We start from the raw sequence: 21,976 nt of genomic DNA, 5'->3' as shown, positions 1-21,976 counted from the left end.
GATATCGGTCAGCAGCCGGCGGCGGCAAGTAAACTTATGTCAGGAGTCTGACACCAATCCGGAAGGCAAGAAATCCGCAGGACACACTAGGGCATTTGTCGTTGCAACCGCTCCTGCTCGGGACAACAACCTCCCAGGTTGGCCGCATTGAGGAGGATTACCTCAATCTCTTCGGTGATCTCCTCCTGACGCAAAACATTGCCCTGTCGTAACAGCTCGGCAGCACGCTCGTCCAGGTGCTTTACCGCGCCTTCCATGTGAATCAGGCGCTGGTGATTTTCGGCGTGCAGCGACGCGTAAAGCATTTGAAACATCAGCGCAAACAGGTAGTGCTCCGCCAATCCACCCAGCACCACCGGCGGAGAGAGATTCAGCAGCGGTGGGATATTATTAAGGACTCCGGTCTGCGCCAGGCCAACAAAAGGCGGTAGCACAGGCTTCACCACCACATCCCCTTTGCCGCTGTGGTACAGCGCGCGCAATTCCAGGCCCGGGTGAGCCCCTTGCAGCTCGCGCAGGTGTGGCACCAACTGCTGCAAGAGCGACGCCAGATCTTCCGCCATGCTGGCACCTTCAACTGCAACCACAAGACGCGGGTCATCCTGCAACAGAGACTGCAGCTTTTGCCCCACCACCAGTATCAGGTCGCCCGCTGCGTCGCCATCAGCAATACCCGCGACCGGCCCTGCAAGTTGCTCTTGCAGCTGTGCCAACAGTTGCTGGTTAAAGTCGCCACAAAACCCGCGCTCGCTGCCGATCACTAACCACGCGCGCACAGGTTTGCCAGACGCCGGCGGCAGCATTCCCGGGTAGCTGTGAAGCAGATCTGCTGCCGCGGTTTCAATGCCGGTAACCACCGCCTGCTGGGCCTCGATATAACGCTCCAGTTTGCGCGATTCCATATAGGCCAGGGTTTTCATGGAGTTCATGATTTCACGAATCTCCCCGAGGCTCTCCCGGTGCTGTTGCAACTCACGCCTCTGGCTCACGACTCAGCGACCTCTCCGGCGCCAAGCCAGCGGGCCACGGCCTGTTCCCACAGTTGTCGTGGGCTGTCGAGCCCCAACTCCTCCTGCCCGGCCACCGCCAACAGCAGCGACTGCAGCGCCGCGCTCACCCCGCTCAGTGGCAACTGATCAAAGTGCCCGTCGTTAAACGCCACCATCCACGCCAATTGCTGCGCAGCACTGAGTGGCGCCAGTCGATCCTGTTTCAGGATCTCACGCAATATCCGGCCACGGCGGATAGATGCCTCCATACCTGGATCAAGTCGGGCGCCAAAGCGGGTAAACACCTCCAGCTCAAGAAACTGCAGGTAATCCAGTTTCATGCGGCCAGCTTCCTTTTTGATGATCGGGTGCTGGGCGCTGCCGCCGATACGCGACACGGATCGGGCAATATCGATGGCGGGACGAAAGCCGGAAGCAAACAGTCGCTGGTCCAGATAGACCTGACCATCAGTGATGGAGATAAGGTTGGTGGGAATATAAGCGGCAATTTCCCCCAGCCGGGTCTCGATAATGGGCAAGGCGGTAATACTGCCACCGCCATGGCTGGCGTTCAGACAGGTAGCCCGTTCCAGCAGCCGCGCATGGAGGGAAAAAATATCCCCGGGATAAGCCTCCCGCCCCGGCGGACGGCGCAACAACAACGACAGTTCCCGGTAGGTCAGCGCGTGAGTGGAGAGATCGTCATACACCACCAGCACATCCCGCCCCTGCTGCATCCAGTACTCGGCCAGTGCGCAACCGGCGAACGGTGCCAGGTGTTGCAGGCCAGGCAGAGTGCTGGCTTCAGCCACCACCACAGTGGTGTATTCCATGGCCCCCTGCGCGCGCAGCAGTTCAATGGTATTCACCACCGTGGAGCGCTTTTGGCCAATCAGGACATAGACACACAACACATCCTGACCACGCTGGCGAATCACCGTATCCAGTGCAAGTGAAGAGCGACCCGTGCCCTCGTCGCCGATCAGCAGCTGCCTCTGGCCGCGGCCAATGGGCACCATGGTGTCCAGCATCTTGCTGCCGGTGTAGAGCGGTTGCTGAACAAATTCACGAGCAATAATTGGCGGCGACGGGCTTTCCAGAGGTTGCTGTTTTACCGCGGCCGGCGGAGGTCGGTTATCCAGTGGCGTGCCCAGCGGATCCACCACCCTCCCCAGCATTTCGTCACCGGCACCAATACTCAGCACCGAGCCGCTGCGCTGCACACCGGTGCCCGCCGTCAAGGCTTCGGTATCACTCAACAGCACCGCACCAATCATGGTCTCGGTAATATCAAACACCATGCCCCGGCTGCCATCGGCAAACAACAGCAGGTCGTCCATGGCCGCAGAGGGCAAGCCGCTGATCCAGGCAATGCCATCACCCACCGACACCACACGCCCACGCTCACGCAGCCGCAGTTGCGGCGTGTACTCCTGCAGCCACGCCTGTTGCTGTTGCAGCAAGCCGCGCTCGTTTACCGTGTCAGCCATGCTCACCCAATTCGGCAAAGCCGCTCAATTCATCGGCCAGGTTAAATCCCAGCTCCCAGGCACCAACCGTGATGCGCACGCCCGCCAGCAATTCAGGGTCCCGCTGCCAATCCCACTCGGTGATTTCCGGCAGGCACTGCTGCAAGGCTGCCCCCAGGCGCTCACGCTGGTCGTCGCCGAGGCTCCAGGCACTGGCAATTGTGGCCGCGTTACTGCGCTCTCCATTGTGACGCTGCAGTCTTGAGCGCTGCTCCGGATCCAGCTCCAGCAGCTGATGGATCAGCAGCTCCGTGAGGCGCTTTTCTGTCTCCGGCCCGGCCCCCAGCCGCAGCAGTTGAGCCGCGAACTGTGCCCCTTGCTGCATGGCGACCTGCTCCTGCTGACGCAGGCGATCCTGCCGCTGGCGCTGCTCCGCCACCTCGGCGCCATGGCGCATAACGTCCAGCTCCTGCTGCAACCGGTCGCGCTGTTGCTGCCGTTCGGCGGCCAGGGATTGCTGCAGCTCGTTACGCGCCTGTTGCTGCTCCTGTTGCCACTGCGACAGGCGCTGCTGATACTCTTCCTGCATAGCAGTGGCCTCGGTGCGCAATGCCTCGGCCTGCTGTTGCTGTTGTGCCACTGACTCCTGCCGCCGGGCGATGATCGCCAGCACCGGGCGGTACAGGAAGTGCTTCAGTATCCAGATCAGCACCAGGAAATTAATAATTTCGAGCACGAAAGTGCTCCAGTTCAGTTCCACTCCGATCGACTCCCCGCGTCAGCCATTACGGTTTCCATGCCATTTATTGGTGTGTCGCTACTGCGGCAGCAGATACTCGAGCAGCGGATTGCGGAACAGGATGATCAAGACAATCACCAACACATAAATGGCCAGTGACTCGATCATGGCGAGCCCGATAAACAGTGTGCGCATAATGGATTTCTCCGCTTCCGGCTGCCGTGCCAGCGCATCCAGCGCGCGGCTGATGGCCAGCCCCATGGCAATGGCCGGCCCCAACACCCCGATCGCGATGCCAATAATGGCGACCACTGTAGAGGCCTGGGAAAATGTAGAGAGATCAGCCATGGTTTACTCCTTGCCGGACGATGAGGAAATGGACTGCATGCCGCCGGCGACATAGATCAGCGCCAGCATGCCGAAGATGTAGGCCTGCACCAGCGCCTCAATCACATGCAACATAAGAATGGGTACCGGCGCCAGGAAGCCGGCCACCATCAGTATCAGTAAAGCCGCCATCTCCAGGCTCATCATGTTGCCGAACAGGCGCACCGCCAGGGCGATGGTGCGGCTCAACTCACTGATAATATGAAACGGCAACATAACCGGACTGGGTGCAAGATAGTGTTTCAGGTAGGCACCGACACCCTGCGCGCGGATACCGCTCCAGTGAGCGTAGAAAAAGACCAGCAGTGCCAGGCCGCTGGTAGTGGAGAGATCGCGCGTAGGTGAGTGCACCCCGGGAATCAGGCTGCAAAGATTGGCAACCACCAGGAAGATCCACAGGCTGCCGACAAACGGCAGCAACAGCCGCGAGTGATCCGGAGCAACTTCCCGAATGGCCTGGTCGATAGCAACAATCACCCCCTCCACCGCTGTCTGCAGCGGTCCGGGCTGCAGCTGCAGGCGCCGCGACAACAGCCAGCACGCCAGGGCCAGCAGCGCCATAATCGCCCAGGTGGTGACTACGGTATTGGTGATCGCCACAGGTCCCAGCTGCCAGATTACCGCGATGCTCATCTCGCCTGCATCCATGAGCTATTCCTTGTTGATAAACAGATAGACATTAACCGCACCCAGCACCACCCCGGTCAATATCAGACTGATAGTCCAGCGGCTGGAGTAACCCTGCTGCAAGCTGTCGAGCCAATGGCCAAGATAAGCGCCTCCCACAATGGGCAACACCAGTAACAGCCCCAGGGTTCCGGCATAAACCGTCTGGCTCATCAGGGTCGGATGTTCGCGCTGCGCCTTTTGCATCCGCTGCGACTGCTGTTCCACCCGCTGGCGCAGCTCCTCTTCATCCTTCATGACAGCGATCCACCCTGGCGGCCCACTTCCCACATACGGCGTAGAAACTCATTTTCCAGCTGCCGCAGACTGTGCTTCATCTCCTGCAGCTCGCCCTCTTCCTGCAACAACTTTTGCTGCAGGGCGTCACTGATGCGTCGATAGTCACGATCCAGCAGATAGCGCCGGCTGCTGATGGTCAGGCAGTTGCCGGAAAAATGCAGTACCGCGCCGGGCACCGCCAGGTAGTACCAGTCCGCCATACCGGTCCCGGCCGACGCCAACCGGAACCGCGCCAGCCCGGTTTCCAGCACCGTGGTAAAACGGGCGTGGCCCGCCAGCAGGGAGAAGCTGCCGGAGGCATCCTCGCCGACAAAGGCCTGTACCTCGGCAAACGTTTCCGTGTGGGTGGCGTCCTGTAACTGCAGGGTAAATGTATTCACGACACGACTCCCGCGCCTGGCGCTTCGGCAGAGACACCGGGCTTGCCGGGATCGCCCATGGCACCACGCATATAGCAACGGGCTTCGGGCACATCATCAAAGCGTCCGAGCAGAAAGGCTTCACAATCGTCCAGGGTCTGCGCCACCGGCACACTGACACCAGCGATACCGGTATGGGATGCGGCGGCAGCAAACGGCTGCGTCAGGTAGTGTTGCAGCTTGCGTGCGCGAGCCACCATCTGCCGGTCGGCAGCGGACAACTCGCCCATACCCAGCATGGTGATGATGTCTTCCAGTTCCCGGTAGCGGGCGAGATGCTCCCTCACCCCTTCAGCGATATCGTAGTGGCGGGCACCCAGGGTATTACGATCCATCAGCCGACTGCCGGAACGCAGCGGATCCACCGCCGGATAAATCCCCTTACCCGCCTGGTCACGGGAGAGAATTACGGTGGTGTCCAGATGACTGAGAATGGCGGTCACCGCCGGGTCGGTCATATCATCGGCCGGCACATAGACCGCCTGCACCGAGGTGATGGCACCCTGGCGGGTAGAGAGAATGCGGTCCTGCATCTCCGCCACCTCGCTGATCAGGGTTGGCTGGTAACCGACGGTAGCCGGCATGCGCCCCAGCAAACTGGAGACCTCACTGCCCGCCTGTACAAAGCGGAAGACATTATCCATCACCAGCAGCACCTCCCGGGACAGGGTGTCCCGCAGGTACTCCGCGTAACTCAGTGCCGACAGCCCCACCCGAAAGCGGATGCCGGAAGGTTCATCCATCTGCCCGAACACCAGCAGTGATTGGGGCAAAACACCCGCCGCGCGCATTTCGTGCCAGAGTTCATGCCCTTCCCGCAAGCGCTCTCCGACCCCGGCGAAAACCGACACCCCCTCGTGCAAGGTGGCGACTGCGTGCATGAACTCCATAATCAATACGGTTTTGCCCACCCCGGCGCCGCCAAAGAGACCTGTCTTGCCGCCTTTTACAAACGGGCACAACAGGTCCACCACCTTGATACCGGTTGGCAATACCTCACCCACACCAACGGCGTCGCTGAGTGGCGGCAGGCGGCTGTGAATATTGCGATAGCCTGTGGCATCTAACGGCTCGCCGCCATCCAGAGGCTCGCCGAAGGCGTTGAGCAGACGGCCGAGACAATCGGGAGTTACCGGCACGTGCAGAGGGGCGCCAGCATCATAGATCGGCATACCCCGGTAGAGACCACTGCTGCGATGCAGGGCAACCGCGCGAATGCGGGTTTCATCGAGATGTTGGTGAACTTCGAACAGGCAGGTCTCGCCCTGCAGCTGCGCGATGAGGGCCTGGCGCAACGGCGGCAGGCGCTCACAGGCGATGACCACCACCGGGCCGTGAACTTCCGTGATATGACCCACCGGATCAGCCGGTGTTTCTGCCTCGGGTTCTCTTTTCTGCCACTCCATCGCGCAGCTCCCTTTGGTCTATCCTGCCTCAGCCCCTTTAGCCATTATGTCTGTTGCTGTCAGGAAACTTCAGGCAACCTTGGCCACAATATCATGCAATACATCCCCGGCCCGCTCTACCCTGTCAGCAGCGTTGGACATATGACGGTAGACTTCACGTCGCTTGAGGATCTCCACCACAAATCCCACCACTGAACCAACGGCAGCCAACTCACGCTGGGTCAGGGTCTGCATCAACACCTCCAGCGAGTCAGCGGCCTGTTGCTGCTCTTCAGTCAGGTTAGCCTGGTAATGACCGGCATTGAACAACTCCGACAGGGCCTTGCGATAGACCCGTTCCGTGGCTCGCTCGGTACGACAGGCAACCTCAGCATCAGCTTCAGCACGCAGTGGCGCCAGTTGCAGATGGGCAAACCCGCGCTGCAGTGCCTGCGCTCCTTCATGCAGCAGCTCTGCCATGGCCAGCGTATGTTCGTCAGGCCCCAACCCCAGCCCCCGCATTTCGCGCACCGTGGTTTTGGTGTAGTTGAGGATATCGTTGAGCGCAGCGATCGAACGATAGATATCCTCCCGGTCAAAAGGAGTGGCAAATGCCCGGTGCAGCACGGTCATATTTTCAGCCCGCAACTGCTGGCCCAGGTGCTCCAACTCTACCACCCGGTCGGCACTGGTATCGTCACCACTGTGCATATAGGCCAGTAACTGCCCGCTGGCCTCAACCACCAGCTCACACTGCCGATTCAGCAAACCATAGAAATCCGGCATGGAAGGAAACAGCTTGTGCCACCAGACAGACAGCCGGCCCTGGCGCTTGCCCGGCAGGCTCCCGCCACTACTCCCCTCAGACGCCATCAATCAACCACCCTGTAACAGATAAAAAACCGGCCACGCCAACAGCGCCCCCAGCAACGCTGAGCCCGGCAAGGTAAACAACCAGGTCAGAGCGATCTCCCGCGCCTTGACCCAGTGCACCGCCCGCGGCCTTTCCGCCGCCCCCAACCCCATAATAGACGAGCTCACCACATGTGTGGTGGAGACCGGCCCACCCGCAAGGGAAGCAGCAAGGATCACCAGCGATGAAGAGAGCTGCGCGTTAAGCCCGTGCAGGGGACGCAACCGGTAAATACCGTAGCCAACCGTTTTGACAATTCGCCAGCCCCCCAACATCGTCCCCAGGGTAATGCTGCCGGCACTGGCGAAGATGACCCACACCGGCACTTCAAATGTCTGCAGGAAACCGCCCAGCAGCAACACCAGTGTGATAATACCCATGCCCTTCTGCGCGTCGTTAGTACCATGGGCAAACGCCAGCACTGCAGCGGTCAACCACTGCAATTGCCGCAGGCGCTGGTTAATTGAGGGGTGTGCAGCACGCAACAGAAAGCAGCTTAACCGGTGCAACAGGTAACCTGCGGCAAAACCCAGCAACGGCGACAGTAACAGCGACAGCAGTACCTTGGTGACACCCACCAACTGACCCTGCTCCAGGTCACTCAAGCCCCAGAGCACCTTTGCCGGACCCACGGTGACAGACACCGCCCCCACAAGACCTCCCACGAGAGCATGGGATGAGGAGGATGGCATAGCCAGCAACCAGGTGAGCAAGTTCCAGCCCACCGCTGCCAGCACCGCACACAGCACCAGACTGATTCCAAGGGTGGCAGGCACTCCCTCGAGGGAGACAAAACCACCGATGGTATCGGCTACCAATGTGCCGGCCAGCAGAGGACCGATAAAGGTGAAAACGCCTACCAGCAATAATGCAGGACCGGGCGTCAATGCCTGTGATGCTATCAGGGTAGCGATCATGTTGGCGGCGTCATGAAACCCGTTGGTGAGATCAAACAACAGCACCAACAGGATGGTCACCACCAGCAAGGCTACGGCAACCGTCATGTACGGACCCACCTGCCACCGGCGCAGACTACCGGCAGACACCGGGAAACCGAACCACAAGACTTTTTGCGATATGCCACCTGACACCCCCCGTACACCCGGACTCCATGCTCTCCGGAAATTATCCGCGCTGCCTTGATCGCGCGCAAACCAATACCCCGGGAAAACTATCGGGCATAAAAAAAGCGCTGTCGAAACAGCGCTTTTCGATCCAGCCTCAAGGGCTGGCAGCGGCATACCCTCGTCGATCAGAGGATATCCAGCAGCTCCACTTCGAACACCAGGGTGGCGTAAGGAGCGATAGAACCACCGGCACCGCGCTCGCCATAAGCCAGGTTGTACGGAATGGTCAGCTTCCACTTGGAGCCTACAGGCATCATCTGCAGGGCTTCAGTCCAGCCGGCAATAACACCGTTTACCGGAAACTCCGCTGGCTGGCCACGCTGTACAGAACTGTCAAAGACAGTGCCGTCGATCAGGGTGCCGTGGTAGTGCGTGCGCACGGTTGAAGAAGCCGTTGGCTTGTCGCCGCTACCTTCTACCAGGATTTCGTACTGCAGGCCGGAGGCAGTAACTGTTACACCGTCCTTCTTGGCGTTGTCGGCCAGGAATGCCTGACCTTCAGCGGACATCTCCTCAGCGCGCTTCTCTTCCTGCTCTTTCAGGCGGGCCTGAATTTCACGGAAAGCTTCGTTGATCTCCTCGGCAGGTACCTGCAGGCCCGCGGCCTTGAGACCGTCGGCGAAACCGGCCATAGCGGCGTCGTGATCAAAGCCCTGGAACGGGGCGGTAGCCAGCTGATCACCCATTTGGCGACCAATACCGTAACTGGCTTTCTTTTCCTGATTATCAAAAGCAGACATAAGCGTACACCTGTAAACATGCAAAAGGCCGGGAGTTTACCACACCCGGCCCTCCTACCCCACCCTCGGCAGCAACTCCGGCTGCCGGGCTGTAGTCAGTGAATAAGGTCAGTGAATGATGGTAGCCAGCAACAGGGTCAGGGCATAACCCACGCCGTAGGCCACGATCAGGGCCGGCACATAGCGCAGGTAACTGACAAAGGTGAGCTCCTCGATCTTGCTCATGGCCAGGATCCCGGCAGCCGAACCAATCGCCAGCAGGGAGCCACCCACACCCACCGCATAGGTCAGTGCCAGCCACTGGGTAGTGCTCAGTACCGGGTCTGCCTTCAGCAAGGCTGCGGTCAGAGGCACGTTATCCAGCAAAGCAGATGCCACGCCGGCAAAGAAGTTGGAAACCTCCGGCGAATAGTTACCGTAGACCTGCGCCAGCACCTCCAGAGTGCCGATCTCCTTGAGCATACCCACCAGCAACAGAATACCCAGGAAGAACAACAGCGTGTCGTACTCAACCTGACGGATGTATTCGAGGATGCGGGTCTGCTCCATGTCGCTGCTGACAGTACGACCCACCAGGAACATCAACGACAGGCCGGTGAGGAAGGTGAGTACCGGCGGTATACCAAACAATACATTCATCAACATGGTGGCGATAATGGTGGTGAAAAAGATGACGGCAATCCAGATATCGACCCGCTCATAGCGCATCTCCACCGGCTGCAACACCAGCTCACCCTCCAGCTTGATGGCAAAAATTGCCGCCAGTACCAGCACACCGGTCGCCGACGGAAGCATCAGCGTCAGCAACTGGGACATGGAGACGTGGCCGCCCAGGAATATCATCAGCGTGGTCACGTCACCAGTGATCAGCGCCACCCCGCCGGAGTTAACCGCGAACACCACCAGCGTGGCCATTTTCAGCTTGGTCTTACGATCCAGCTCAAACACCTGAATCAATCCCAGGCTCACCAGTGTCGCGGTAACGTTGTCACAGATGGAAGACAGCAGCAGGGAGAATATTGCCACCCGCAACAGCAGGCTGCGCACAGACAGGCGCTTGGGAAAAATACTGCGCACAAAATTTTGTACCACGCCCTTGGCATTGAGGTAGGCCACGAAGGTCATGGTGGACATCAGGAACAACCAGAGCGATGCGATCTCCAGCAGGTTTTCATCCAGCTGCTCGGACACCAGATGCTGGTTATCGTGGTTGCCGGCGTGAATAAACAGACTGATCCAGGCCAGGCAGCCCAGAAACAGTGTGGTTTTGGCTTTGTTTACGTGTATGACTTCTTCGAGAACGATACAGACGAGAGCGATCACCGCCAGGGCAATCAGATACATCTCAAACATTGAACAACCTCATCACCCGGACGGTGAACCTGAACTAGAAAATCGGCGCGCGCATGAAACCACAACCGCTGGTCATCAACCATCGGACTTTGGTCTATTATGCGAATGCGACACCGGCGCTGACCCGAAGGTAGCGCCGGTGTTTAATGATGCAGTATCAGTCTACAAAAACCCGGGCGTTGCGGAACAGGCGCATCCAGCCGCTGTCTTCCTGCCACTCATCCGGACGCCAGGAGTTACTCACTGCCCGGAAGACCCGCTCGGGGTGCGGCATCATGATGGTGGCGCGACCATCTTCGGAAGTTACACAGGTGATCCCTTTGGGGGAGCCATTGGGGTTGGAAGGATAATCCATGCTGTAGTGCTTCTGGTTATCCAGGTAACGCATGGCCACCAGGCCACCACGATGCACCTGATCCAGGTGATCGTCGGAGCTGAACTCCGCACGCCCTTCACCGTGAGCCACAGCCACTGGCATAACTGATCCCACCATGCCATCGAACAATACCGACGGGGACTTCTCGATACCCACCAGGCTGAAGCGCGCCTCAAACTGTTCGGACAGGTTACGCACGAAACGGGGCCAGTGATCGGCACCCGGCACCAGCTCCTTGAGGTTGGACATCATCTGGCAACCGTTACACACCCCAAGGCTGAACGTCTCGGGACGATGGAAGAAGGACTGGAACTGATCGCGGGCACGGGCGTTGAAGAGAATGGTTTTTGCCCAGCCTTCTCCGGCACCCAGCACATCGCCGTAACTGAAGCCGCCGCAGGCCACCAGACCGCGGAAATCTTTCAGGTTGGCGCGACCCGCCAGAATGTCACTCATGTGCACATCGACAGCCTCGAAGCCGGCGCGATCGAAGGCCGCTGCCATCTCCACGTGGCCGTTGACGCCCTGCTCCCGCAGTACCGCCAGGCGTGGGCGCACACCCTTATTAATGTAGGGGGCAGCCACGTCCTCGTTAACATCAAAGGTCAGTTCAACAGAAAGACCCGGATCAACCTTTGTAATAGCCTCGAACTCGGATTTCGCGCAATCGGCGTTATCCCGCAAGGCAGCGATGCGGTAACTGGTTTCGCTCCAGAGGCGCTGCAGCTCGGAACGTGACTCTTCATAGATAATATCAGCGTTCATCTCGACACGGATGGTGTCATGGTTGTTGAGCCAACCCAGGCGCTCGATTTTTACACCGGCACCGGTAAAGCGCTCCATAACCGTTTTCACCCGCGCAGAAGGCACCTGCAGAACAGCTCCAAGCTCTTCGTTAAACAGCACTGCCAACGCATCATCGCCCAGGGTATCGATGTTGATATCAACACCGCAGTGGCCGGCGAACGCCATCTCTGCCACAGTTGCGAACAGGCCGCCGTCACCACGATCGTGGTAGGCCAGCAGGTCACCTTCGGACAGGCTCTGCTGCATGGCCGCGAAGAAACCTTTCAATGCTTGCGGGTTGTTGAGATCAGCAGGCTCCTGTCCCATCTGGTTGCAGGTCTGCGCCAGGATGGACGCGCCGAGGCGATTGCGCCCCTCGCCAAGATCCACATACAGCAGTTCGCTATCACCTTTGTCGGTGCGCAGTTGGGGAGTAACCACCTTGCGCACATCGGTTACCGGTGCAAAGGCGGAGATCACCAGCGACAACGGTGCGGTGACAGATTTGTCTGCCCCCTCTTCCTGCCACGCTGTACGCATGGACATGGAGTCCTTGCCCACAGGAATGGTAATCCCCAGCTCCGGGCACAGCTCCATGCCAATCGCTTCAACCGTGCGATAGAGCTTCTCGTCCTCACCGGGATGACCAGCGGCACACATCCAGTTGGCTGAGAGTTTGATGTCGGACAGCTGGCGAATCGGTGCCGCCGCGATATTGGTAATGGCCTCACCGACTGCCATACGGCCGGAGGCCGGACCGTCCAGCAATGCCGTCGGCGTACGCTCACCCATGCTCATGGCTTCACCGGCGTAGGTATCGTAGGCCTGGGTGGTTACCGCGCAGTCAGCCACCGGCACCTGCCAGGGACCCACAAACTGGTCACGTGATACCTGACCGGTCACAGAGCGATCGCCAATGGTAATCAGGAAACTCTTGCTGGCCACTGCCGGGTGCTGAATTACACGCTCAGCGGCATCATAAATGGTAATACCGTCAAAGTTCAGCGCATGGGTTGTGTACTGGCGGGTTTCAGCCGTACGGTGCATTTTCGGCGGCTTACCGAACAGCACGGACATGGGCAGGTCTACGGCCCTGGTGTCGAAGTGCTTGTCATTGAGCACTATATGGTCGGTGGCATTGGCCTCGCCAACCACGGCATAGGGGCAACGCTCACGCTCGCAAATCGCTTCAAAGGCCGCGAGATCTTCCGGCTGGATGGCGAGCACATAACGCTCCTGCGCCTCGTTACACCAGATCTCCAGCGGCGTCATGCCCGGCTCATCATTGTGAATATTGCGCAACTCAAACGTGGCGCCGCAGCCGCCATCTTTCGCCAGTTCCGGGAAAGCATTGGAGAAACCACCGGCACCGACGTCGTGAATAAAGGCAATAGGATTGCGCTCACCCAGCTGCCAGCACTGATCGATCACTTCCTGACAGCGACGCTCGATCTCCGGGTTCTGGCGCTGCACCGAGGCGAAATCGAGATCTTCCGACGAAGCCCCTGAGGTCATGGACGAGGCAGCACCACCACCAAGACCAATCAACATGGCAGGACCGCCAAGAGCAATCAGTTTTGCACCGGGCGCAAACTCGTGCTGGTCCACATGCTCGGCCTTGATGTTGCCGTAACCGCCGGCCAGCATGACGGGCTTGTGATAGCCACGACGCTCACCGTCGAAGTTCTCTTCAAAGGTGCGGAAATAGCCACAGATATTCGGGCGACCAAATTCGTTATTAAAGGCAGCACCACCCAGTGGGCCTTCAATCATAATGTCCAGCGGCGTAACGATGCGGTTGGGCTTGCCATAAGGCTTGCCGCTGAGAGAGTCCTGTTCCCACGGCTGGGTATAGCCCGGGATCTGCAAATTGGAGACGGTAAAGCCGGTGAGGCCGACCTTGGGTTTGGAGCCGCGACCAACTGCGCCCTCATCCCGAATCTCGCCACCGGCACCGGTACCCGCACCGGGAAACGGGGCAATGGCGGTTGGGTGGTTGTGGGTCTCCACCTTCATCAGGATGTGGATGTCTTCGTTGTTGTAACCGTAGCTTTTGGTTACCGGGTCAGGATAGAAACGACCGGCCTTGCTGCCGGCAATCACCGAGGCGTTATCCGCGTAGGCCGACAGCACATTTTCGCCGCCCTGCTCGTAGGTGTTCTTGATCATGCCAAACAGGGACTTTGGCATCTCTTCGCCATCCAGTGTCCAGGAAGCGTTAAAGATTTTGTGGCGGCAGTGCTCGGAGTTCGCCTGGGCAAACATCATCAGCTCCACGTCCACCGGATTGCGATCCAGGCCCTTGAATGCATCCACCAGATAGTCGATCTCGTCGTCTGCCAGTGCCAGGCCCAGCGCGGTATTGGCTTCCACCAGCGCCTCGCGTCCACCACCCAGCACATCAACACAGGACTGTGGTCGTGGCTGCTCGTGGCGGAACAGCTGCGCAGCCTGCTCCACATCGGTAAACACCGCCTCGGTCATGCGGTCGTACAATGCCGCGCGCACTGCTTCAGCGTTGGTGGCGCCCTTTACGTAATAGGCAATTCCACGCTCAAGGCGATCAATATTGGTCAGGCCCGCGTTATGGGCGATATCGGTCGCCTTGGAGGACCAGGGTGAGATGGTGCCGGGACGAGGCACCACCAGGTACAGGTCACCGTCGCACTCACCCGCAGCTTCTGAAGGCCCGTAAACCAGCAACTGTTTCAAAACCCGCAGCCCGGACTCATCAAGCTCCGCCTTCAGGTCAGCAAAATGCATAAACTCGGCGTATACCGCATGCACCCCGGCGTCAGCCTGCTGCAGGGTGGCAAGAAGTTTCTGGGTGCGAAATGAAGAAAGTGCCGGAGCGCCGCGCAGGGTCAGCATAGTCGGTAATGACCTCTTGGTTCTTTGTGGATCCTGGTTCAGAGAGTGGGGGAACGACCCGATCAGGCGCACTGCAACGGCGTATCGGCTGCAAGCTTTCAGGCGACAACCAGTATGGCCCGAACGCCCCCCGCGAAAAGGCCGCCATTGTACTGAATATCGTTCCTCTTAGCAGCTTTTGCCTCTATTTAATCAGCGCCACCTGCCAACCTGCAGAACCGGCCCCCTATTGGGCTGGCAGCACGGGAAAAATGGCTGAGGAAGCCCCCCAACCGCCTCCCAACCAACATCAGACCGGTTATAGAAAATTTACCAGGCGCACAAATCCCGCCAACCAACTCCCCAGGAAGAGGGAAAGCGGCGCCACAAGGCGCCCGGCCGGTTAGGAATCGCTCACGAGGCCAAATTTTAAACTGCCTGCTACACTAATAACGAACAAAAAACAAGCTATTGCGTCACGCACTTTGCGGCTAGAATTGCGCGAAATTTGAACTTGATAGCCAAAAATGTCGACCAGCTCACGGATTTGAGCACACTCTCGACACCTGGCTATACCCTGCTGGCCCTCACTGAGGGAGTGCCGTGACGCAGGAAATGTCGCCCCTGACTGAATCCGGGTGACGTCGTTCAGGAACTGTCAATGACGAGGCAAGCAATATGGAAGCTAACCCCGACGCCAAACATAAGGAGACTCGAATGCCGAAACGCACGCTGAGCCTGCTTCGGTGTATGGTCGCATTGATGGTAATCCCTGCCGCGGCCCTGATCCTGACCGGTAGCCATACCCCCAACGAACTGGAGCGGGTTCTGGCAGCCGGGCAACTGCAGATTGTTTCCCGCAACGGGCCCTCTACCTACTTTGAAGGACGTCAGGGACTGGACGGCTACGAATACTCTCTCGCCAAGGGTTTTGCTGACAGCCTGGGTGTAGAGCTTGTGGTCACCGAACGGGATGACCCAGCTACCCTGCTGGGCGCCGTCAACAGTGAGCAGATTCAGCTGGCCGCCGCCGGGCTCGCCGTAACCCCCGATCGTGCCAGGCACGTGCGCTTCACCACTCCTTATATGCAGGTCTATCAACTGGTGCTCTACCGCAGTGGCGGTAACAAGCCCAAGGGCATCGAAGACCTGTATGACAAAACTCTGGTAGTAGCCGCCAACAGCGCCCACGCCGAGCAGCTGCGCCAACTGGCTTCCGAGCACCCGCAACTGCAGTGGCGGGAAATGTCCGACATCGATACCAGTGACCTGATGGAGCTGGTGCACCGCGGTGAAATTGATGCCGCCATCGTCGACTCCAACACCTACACCCTCAACCGCAACCTCTATCCGCGCGCGCGCAAGGCGTTCCGCCTGAAAGAGGAAGCCGATGACCTGGCCTGGGCATTTGGCAAAAGCGATGACGACAGCCTGTTCCGGCTGGCGCAAGCCTACCTCGCAGAAAAGCGGGTCTCCGGCGAGCTCAAATCACTGAAGAATCATTACTACGGCCAAATTCAGGAGCTGGACACCGGCAGCGCGGTCACCTTCTCCAACCGCCTCGACAGCCGCCTCCCCCTCTGGCAGGAAACCCTGCAGGAGGCAGCACGCGAAACCGAACTGGATTGGCACCTGCTGGCTGCAATCAGCTATCAGGAGTCCCATTGGGACGCCGATGCCCGCTCCTATACCGGGGTGCGCGGACTGATGATGCTTACCCGCACTACCGCCGAGGAGATGGGGGTAGAAGATCGCCTTGATCCCGTGCAGAGCATTCAGGGCGGAGCCCGCTATTTCCGCAAACTGCTGGATCGCGTTCCGGCGGGCATTCAGGGAGATGATCGCATCTGGATGGCACTGGCGGCCTACAATGTTGGCACCAGCCACCTTGAAGACGCCCGCATTCTGACCCAGCGTATGGGCGGCAATCCCGACCAGTGGGATGATGTCAGCCGTCACCTGCCTCTGTTAGCCCAGCGCAAGTACTACCGCACCGTCAAGCATGGCTATGCCCGTGGCTGGGAACCGGTCGCCTATGTACAGAACATTCGCGGCTTCTACAACACCATCGCCCTGCACCAGCTGCAACAGCAGCGGCGCCTGGTCTCCATGGTTGACCACCAGCCCAATGCCGCGCAGTTTGTGCCGGTATCCGCTGGCTCGCTTGACCTGCTGTAAGTAACAGCGCGCCGGGGACTCATCAGCGCCCGCCGCTCTCCTTGCCATCTCTGTCATCAACCGGCGCAGCGACCTGCTGCGCCTCTCGCCGTAACCGCTTTACCGCATCCCGCCGATGGCGGAAAAACGCCTGCATCAGCTCACGGGCCTGCTCCTCCAGCACCCCGCCGCAGCATTGCACCTGATGATTCAGGTTGGACTGCTCAAATACCCGGCTCTGGCTGACCACTGCTCCGGCCTTGGGCTCTGTCGCCGCGTAGATCACACTGCCCACCCGGGCATGCACCAGTGCGCCGGCGCACATGGTACAAGGTTCAATCGTCACATAGAGCCTGCTGTCCGGCAGGCGATAATTACACTCCGCCACGGCGGCGGCACGCAAGGCTACAATCTCGGCGTGGGCGGTAGGGTCGCAGGCGGAAATGGGCTGATTCCAGCCCTCCCCCAGCAGCTTGCCGTCCCGCACAAGCACCGCCCCCACCGGCACTTCACCCAATTCGGCGGCCTTTTCCGCCAGCCTCAGGGCCCGCTCCATCCAGTACTCATCACTGTCCGGCGGGTATGGGCTACCGGCAAGTTGCTCGCCGGAAGTCACACCAGCCCCTCAGCTGCCAGCGGCGGCGCGTCCGGGTAACTATCAGGATAGAAGGTCCGCTGCCAGGCAAAACGGGGGCACTCTTCGCCCGCTACCACTACGGTCTCCCGGAACATGGCTTGCGGGCGCACCCACCAGCTGAAATCACCATACAGGCAGCGGTAAAGCACCAACTCCTCTTCGGTCTCGCTGTGACGCACGGTGCGAAACACCTGATACTCCTGACCTTTGTAATGCCTGTAGACGCCAGGTCGCAATTGGCTCATGACCACCTCTGGATTTTGTACGGAAAAGCGCCCATTCTAACTGAAATGGCGAGGCAGTGCTGTCAGCCACCGCTGGCCATCCCGCCACAATAGCCAATCTTCGGGGAGCGTACCCCATGACTCAAAGCCATACTGACAGCATCAACAAGCTGCTCCTGAACACCGCCGGCCGCAGCGCCAGCCCGGCACAGGAAGGCAAGACTCACGCCGAAGTCCGCGAACATCGCAAACGCATGCTCACGGCAGCGTTCCGCCTGTTTGGCCATTTCGGCTTTGAGGAGGGCGTGGCCGGCCACATCACCGCCCGCGACCCGGAACATCCGGAGCTGTTCTGGGTAAACCCCATGGGCGTCTCCTTCCAGCAGATCAAGGCCTCTGACCTGCTGCTGGTCAATCACGCCGGCCAGGTGGTGGAAGGCTCCGGCCTGCTTAACGGCGCCGCCTTTACCATACACTCCTGTCTGCACCGGGCCAGGCCCAATATCATCGCCGCCGCTCACGCCCACTCGCTGTACGGGAAAAGCTGGTCCAGTCTCGGGCGCCTGCTGGATCCCATTACCCAGGATGCCTGCGCGTTTTATGAGGATCACGTCGTGTTTGATCATTACGGCGGCGTGGTGGTGGATGGCCATGAAGGCGAGCAGATCGCGTCGGCACTGGGCTCCTGCAAGGCAGCCATCCTGCAGAATCATGGCCTGCTGACAGTGGGCACCAGCGTGGAAGCTGCGGTCTGGTGGTTTATCGCCATGGACCGCTGCTGCCAGGCCCAGTTACTGGCAGAAGCAGCAGGTACACCCAAAACCATCGCCCCGGAGGCGGCGCGGGCAGCGCGGGAACTGGTAGGTTGTGAGTGGGCAGGCTGGTTCAGTTTTCAGCCACTGCTCAGTGTAATTGGCGCCAAAAACCCGGATATTTTCCACTGATGGCGCCCGGAGACAGCCCCCGGAATGGCGCAAAACCCTCCATCCAGCTGTAAACGCCCCCCATGCGTCTCCAAAATGCCCGTTTCACCCTATAAATTGCCCCGCTGAACCTTTTTACTCGTGGCAGAAACCGCTAATATTGCCGCTCCGGAAATTACGAGGTTTGCTATGCCAACTATTAAATACATCGAAGCCAATGGCACCGAGCACGAAGTAGAAGTTGCCGTCGGTGAGAACCTGATGCAGGCTGCGCTGGATAACATGATCAACGGTATTCTGGGTGATTGCGGCGGCGCTTGTGCCTGCGCAACCTGTCACTGCTATGTTGACGACGCCTGGACAGGCAAGATCCCTGCTGCTGACGACGTTGAGAAAGACCTGCTGGACATGGCTGTCGATCCACAGGAAAACAGCCGCCTGGCCTGTCAGATCATCGTTTCTGAAGATATGGACGGCCTGACCCTGCGTCTGCCAGAGTCCCAGTTCTGAGTTCAGAACAATCCTGAGGCCACCCTTGGGTCGGCTTCCGGCACGCCCGTGCCACACTGATATCACCGGTTTGCGGAAGCTCCTTGCTCCGCAACTGGGGATTCAGCCTACTCCGCTGCGTCTGCTGCCATCCTGCCCGTAACACGTTCAGCAATCTATCTTCCCCGCAACTTTCCCTGTAATCCAGTCCCGGCAACTGCCCATACGGACAGTCACCGCTCACTGTCGCCCGTCAGAAGCGCCGCGCCCGATTAAGGCCGTTCAGGGCTGCACTACGATAGGCTTCGGCCATGGTGGGGTAATTGAAGGTGTTCTTGACGAAGAACTTGATACTGTTGCCCTCTCCCGGCTGGCTCATGATCGCCTCGCCGATGTGGATAATTTCAGAGGCTTCCGCACCGAAGCAGTGAACACCCAGGATCTCCAGGGTATCGACCCGAAACAGGATCTTCAGCATGCCCACATCCTCGCCACTGATCTGGGCCCGGGCAGTGTTTTTGAAGAAGGCGCGCCCCACTTCATAGGGCACCTTGGCCTCCGTCAGTTCACGCTCGGTTTTACCGATGGAACTGATCTCCGGCAGCGTGTAGATACCAGTAGGCGCGTTGTCCACCGCGCGAACACTGAGACCCGCAATGCCCCTGGCACAGGCACGCCCCTGATCATAGGAGGCACTGGCCAGGCTCGGCCAACCGATCACATCGCCAACGGCATAAATGCCGGGCACCTCGGTCTCATAGCGCTCGGAAACACTCAGCTGCCCCCTGTGATCAGCCTGCAGGCCAATCTCCTCCAGGTTGAGCGTGTCAGTATTACCGGTACGGCCATTGCTCCATAGCAAAGCGTCGGCGGTAATGCGCTTGCCGGACTTGAGATGCATGGTGACGCTCTTGCCATCGGCCTCCACCGACGCGTACTCCTCGCAATGACGAACCGTTACCCCGCCGTCCCGCAGGTGGTAACTGAGAGCATCGGAGATTTCATCATCCAGGAAGGAGAGCAGCTGTTCCCGGCTGTTGATCAGGTCAACTTTTACACCCAGGCCGGAGAAGATTGAGGCGTATTCACAGCCAATCACCCCAGCGCCGTAAATAATCATACTGCGCGGCGTATGCTGCATGGTGAGGATGGTATCGCTGTCGTAGACACGGGGATGGTTAAAATTCACATCCACCGGGCGGTAGGGTCGTGAGCCGGTAGCGATAATAATGTTGGTGGCGGTGATAAATTCGTTAACACCACCTTTCTCCTGGGTCACCTGAACCCGGTTGGCAGTGACAAATGTGGCATCACCAGTGTGCACGCGAATGCGATTGCGGGCATAGCGGGAGGCGGAATTTTCTACCTGTTTGGGAATTACTTTGTTGGCCGAATTCAGTACCGCGGGAAACGGCACCCACTTGGGCTCACCGATATTACGGAACAGGGGGTGGGTGTTGTAACGGATAATCTGCTTCACCGCGTGACGCAGCGACTTGGATGGGATAGTACCTTTGTGAGCACAATTGCCGCCAAGCATCTGCGGGCGCTCAACAATGGCCACCTTCAGCCCGCTTTTCACCGCCGACATGGCTGCGCCATCTCCGCCGGGCCCTGAACCAATGATCAATAAGTCGTAGGAATATTCCGCCATTACTGCAATGTGCCCCCGTTAGTTACTGCTTGTGTTACTTGTCCGTTTGGGTGGCATCGTAGGCCAGTGACTGGCCGGACGCCGTCTTTCCGTTGCCTGCAGACTGCTCTTCGCATTTATCCGGGTCGCCACCACAGATATCACAGACATAGTCCTCTTCGCCAAGCGCCTTGCCCACACCACCGCAGGAGCCTTTCAGAGGCTTGCGCCCCATCAGTACCCCCACAGACATGAAGACCACAAACAGCAGCAACATGACCAGAGTTAAGATAAAAGTTTGCATAGTGACTCCTCCCGCGATTCACGGGGTTCTCTACTCCCGGAACGGGCTATTCACGCTGTTCCAAATAAGGCTGAAAGGCCTCTGAGGCCATTTCAACAAATTCGTCACCGTCCCTGATGATAAACAATGCCGCTATCCCCTCACTATTCGCCAATAGTAGGGCCTGCTCCTCTCCCATGACGTTAAACGCTGTCGCCAGGGCGTCGGCATAGGCCGCAGAGGGATGCAAAACCGTTACCGACGCCAGCCCGTGACGGATGGGCTGCCCGCTACGGGGGTCTATCGTATGACTGTAGCGCACGCCATCCTGTTCAAAGTAATTGCGATAGTCGCCGGAGGTCGCCATACCCGTGTCGGTCAGGCTGACGGCACGGTAGACGCTCTGCATCAGACCGGCCTGGGGTTTTTCCACCGCGATACGCCAGGGCTCACCACGTGGGCTCAGGCCCGCCAGCCGCAACTCACCACCAATTTCCACCATGTGGTTAGCATAGCCCTTTGCCAGCAACAGCTCCGTCACCACGTCAACCCCATAGCCCTTGGCCACCGCACTCAGGTCCATATCCACGTCACGATCACGCAGTAACTGCCAGGGCTCCTGCCGCAGGTGCAGGTACTGATAACCCACATTTGCCAGTGCCGTATCGATTTCCGCCTGCGGCGGCACCTGATCCAATGCAGGTTTGGGGCCAAACCCCCACATATCGATCAGGGGCCGGACGGTAATATCAAACGCCCCGCCGCTCAGCTTCGACACCGACTCACTGATTGCCAGCACCCGGCCCAACTCAGAGGATATGGGGTGCCACTCATTGAGAGCAGTGCTGTGCAGCTGGTTGATCTCGGAGTCAGCGATGTAGGTGGACATGCTCTGGTTGACCGCAGCCAACCGCTCATCAATCGCTTTTTGAACCTCTGCGATGTCTGAGCCAGCAAGGGCTTCATCGGTCACCAGCGTAATGTGATAGCTGGTACCCATGGTGGCACCAGAGAATTTGTTGGCAAAGGTCTCCGGTTGCGGAGCGCAACCGACCACCAGAAACAGGCAGAAACAAAATGAGGCCAGCACTGCTGACCTCATTCCGGAGAGTTCTCTACTCAACAACATGA

21 protein-coding genes are annotated in these 21,976 nt (G+C 59.0%); 3 read left to right on the top strand and 18 right to left on the bottom strand.

Going from position 1 to position 21,976, the window contains the following annotated elements; genetic code table 11:
- Nucleotides 1-86: 86 nt before the first annotated feature.
- The 13 genes from GSF27_RS02200 to purL form a co-directional block, all read right to left on the bottom strand.
- Nucleotides 87-989, bottom strand: a complete 903-nt coding sequence (locus GSF27_RS02200; protein ID WP_160965259.1) for a FoF1 ATP synthase subunit gamma — start codon at nt 987-989, stop codon at nt 87-89.
- On the bottom strand, nt 986-2,479 hold the full coding sequence (locus GSF27_RS02195; RefSeq protein ID WP_160965257.1) for a F0F1 ATP synthase subunit alpha: 1,494 nt from the start codon (nt 2,477-2,479) through the stop codon (nt 986-988). The genes GSF27_RS02200 and GSF27_RS02195 overlap by 4 nt, the downstream gene beginning before the upstream one ends.
- Nucleotides 2,472-3,218, bottom strand: coding sequence for a F0F1 ATP synthase subunit delta (locus tag GSF27_RS02190; protein ID WP_160965255.1), 747 nt, complete (start codon nt 3,216-3,218; stop codon nt 2,472-2,474). Before GSF27_RS02190 ends, GSF27_RS02195 begins: the two co-directional genes overlap by 8 nt.
- Before the next feature lie 57 nt (nt 3,219-3,275).
- Nucleotides 3,276-3,545: an ATP synthase F0 subunit C gene (gene atpE / locus GSF27_RS02185; protein ID WP_160965253.1), complete on the bottom strand. Its 270-nt coding sequence runs from the start codon at nt 3,543-3,545 to the stop codon at nt 3,276-3,278.
- 3 nt (nt 3,546-3,548) lie between these two features.
- Nucleotides 3,549-4,232 carry a F0F1 ATP synthase subunit A gene (locus GSF27_RS02180; RefSeq protein WP_160965251.1) on the bottom strand — a complete coding sequence of 228 codons (684 nt, stop codon included), beginning with the start codon at nt 4,230-4,232 and terminating at the stop codon, nt 3,549-3,551.
- 3 nt (nt 4,233-4,235) lie between these two features.
- Nucleotides 4,236-4,508 (bottom strand): AtpZ/AtpI family protein, encoded by a 273-nt coding sequence (locus GSF27_RS02175; protein WP_160965249.1) that lies wholly within the window; start codon nt 4,506-4,508, stop codon nt 4,236-4,238.
- Nucleotides 4,505-4,930: a F0F1 ATP synthase subunit epsilon gene (locus GSF27_RS02170; protein WP_160965247.1), complete on the bottom strand. Its 426-nt coding sequence runs from the start codon at nt 4,928-4,930 to the stop codon at nt 4,505-4,507. Before GSF27_RS02170 ends, GSF27_RS02175 begins: the two co-directional genes overlap by 4 nt.
- Complete coding sequence (gene atpD / locus GSF27_RS02165; RefSeq protein ID WP_160965245.1) at nt 4,927-6,375, bottom strand: F0F1 ATP synthase subunit beta; 1,449 nt, start codon at nt 6,373-6,375, stop codon at nt 4,927-4,929. The genes GSF27_RS02170 and atpD overlap by 4 nt, the downstream gene beginning before the upstream one ends.
- A gap of 69 nt (nt 6,376-6,444) precedes the next feature.
- On the bottom strand, nt 6,445-7,227 hold the full coding sequence (locus tag GSF27_RS02160) for a DUF47 domain-containing protein (protein ID WP_160965243.1): 783 nt from the start codon (nt 7,225-7,227) through the stop codon (nt 6,445-6,447).
- A 3-nt stretch (nt 7,228-7,230) separates the two neighbouring features.
- Nucleotides 7,231-8,271 (bottom strand): inorganic phosphate transporter, encoded by a 1,041-nt coding sequence (locus GSF27_RS02155; RefSeq protein WP_160965241.1) that lies wholly within the window; start codon nt 8,269-8,271, stop codon nt 7,231-7,233.
- Nucleotides 8,272-8,519: 248 nt separating this feature from the next.
- Complete coding sequence (locus GSF27_RS02150; protein ID WP_160965239.1) at nt 8,520-9,134, bottom strand: FKBP-type peptidyl-prolyl cis-trans isomerase; 615 nt, start codon at nt 9,132-9,134, stop codon at nt 8,520-8,522.
- Nucleotides 9,135-9,242: 108 nt separating this feature from the next.
- The gene (gene nhaD / locus GSF27_RS02145) at nt 9,243-10,487 is read right to left on the bottom strand and encodes a sodium:proton antiporter NhaD (protein WP_160965238.1); all 1,245 of its coding nucleotides are present in this window, start codon (nt 10,485-10,487) and stop codon (nt 9,243-9,245) included.
- Nucleotides 10,488-10,644: 157 nt separating this feature from the next.
- On the bottom strand, nt 10,645-14,520 hold the full coding sequence (purL, locus tag GSF27_RS02140; protein WP_160965236.1) for a phosphoribosylformylglycinamidine synthase: 3,876 nt from the start codon (nt 14,518-14,520) through the stop codon (nt 10,645-10,647).
- A 696-nt stretch (nt 14,521-15,216) separates the two neighbouring features.
- On the opposite strand from purL, the gene mltF reads away from it, so the two are divergent.
- On the top strand, nt 15,217-16,677 hold the full coding sequence (mltF, locus tag GSF27_RS02135; RefSeq protein ID WP_160965234.1) for a membrane-bound lytic murein transglycosylase MltF: 1,461 nt from the start codon (nt 15,217-15,219) through the stop codon (nt 16,675-16,677).
- A 22-nt stretch (nt 16,678-16,699) separates the two neighbouring features.
- Here mltF and tadA read toward each other — a convergent pair whose 3' ends face one another.
- Both tadA and GSF27_RS02125 read right to left on the bottom strand, forming a co-directional pair.
- On the bottom strand, nt 16,700-17,272 hold the full coding sequence (gene tadA / locus GSF27_RS02130) for a tRNA adenosine(34) deaminase TadA (protein WP_370462548.1): 573 nt from the start codon (nt 17,270-17,272) through the stop codon (nt 16,700-16,702).
- Entirely contained in the window at nt 17,269-17,538 is a 270-nt protein-coding gene (locus GSF27_RS02125; protein ID WP_160965232.1) for a DUF1653 domain-containing protein, read from the bottom strand. Before GSF27_RS02125 ends, tadA begins: the two co-directional genes overlap by 4 nt.
- 116 nt (nt 17,539-17,654) lie before the next feature.
- Between GSF27_RS02125 and GSF27_RS02120 the strand changes: the two genes are divergently transcribed.
- Nucleotides 17,655-18,461, top strand: a complete 807-nt coding sequence (locus tag GSF27_RS02120) for a class II aldolase/adducin family protein (protein ID WP_160965230.1) — start codon at nt 17,655-17,657, stop codon at nt 18,459-18,461.
- A 168-nt stretch (nt 18,462-18,629) separates the two neighbouring features.
- Complete coding sequence (locus GSF27_RS02115) at nt 18,630-18,950, top strand: 2Fe-2S iron-sulfur cluster-binding protein (RefSeq protein WP_160965228.1); 321 nt, start codon at nt 18,630-18,632, stop codon at nt 18,948-18,950.
- A gap of 232 nt (nt 18,951-19,182) precedes the next feature.
- Here GSF27_RS02115 and sthA read toward each other — a convergent pair whose 3' ends face one another.
- From sthA to GSF27_RS02100, 3 genes are read right to left on the bottom strand one after another with little or no spacing between them, the layout of a single operon-like run.
- Entirely contained in the window at nt 19,183-20,583 is a 1,401-nt protein-coding gene (gene sthA, locus GSF27_RS02110; RefSeq protein WP_160965226.1) for a Si-specific NAD(P)(+) transhydrogenase, read from the bottom strand.
- A 34-nt stretch (nt 20,584-20,617) separates the two neighbouring features.
- A complete protein-coding gene (nqrM, locus tag GSF27_RS02105) occupies nt 20,618-20,866 on the bottom strand; it encodes a (Na+)-NQR maturation NqrM (RefSeq protein ID WP_160965224.1) in 249 nt (82 codons plus the stop codon).
- 46 nt (nt 20,867-20,912) lie between these two features.
- Nucleotides 20,913-21,935, bottom strand: a complete 1,023-nt coding sequence (locus GSF27_RS02100) for an FAD:protein FMN transferase (RefSeq protein ID WP_370462547.1) — start codon at nt 21,933-21,935, stop codon at nt 20,913-20,915.
- Nucleotides 21,936-21,976 lie beyond the last annotated feature (41 nt).

The sequence above is a fragment of the Pseudomaricurvus sp. HS19 genome (genome assembly GCF_009857815.1).
In the GTDB taxonomy this organism is placed as follows: domain Bacteria; phylum Pseudomonadota; class Gammaproteobacteria; order Pseudomonadales; family Cellvibrionaceae; genus Pseudomaricurvus.
The sequence above is the reverse complement of the archived record's forward strand: the minus strand, read 5'-3'. Positions and strand labels throughout refer to the sequence as shown.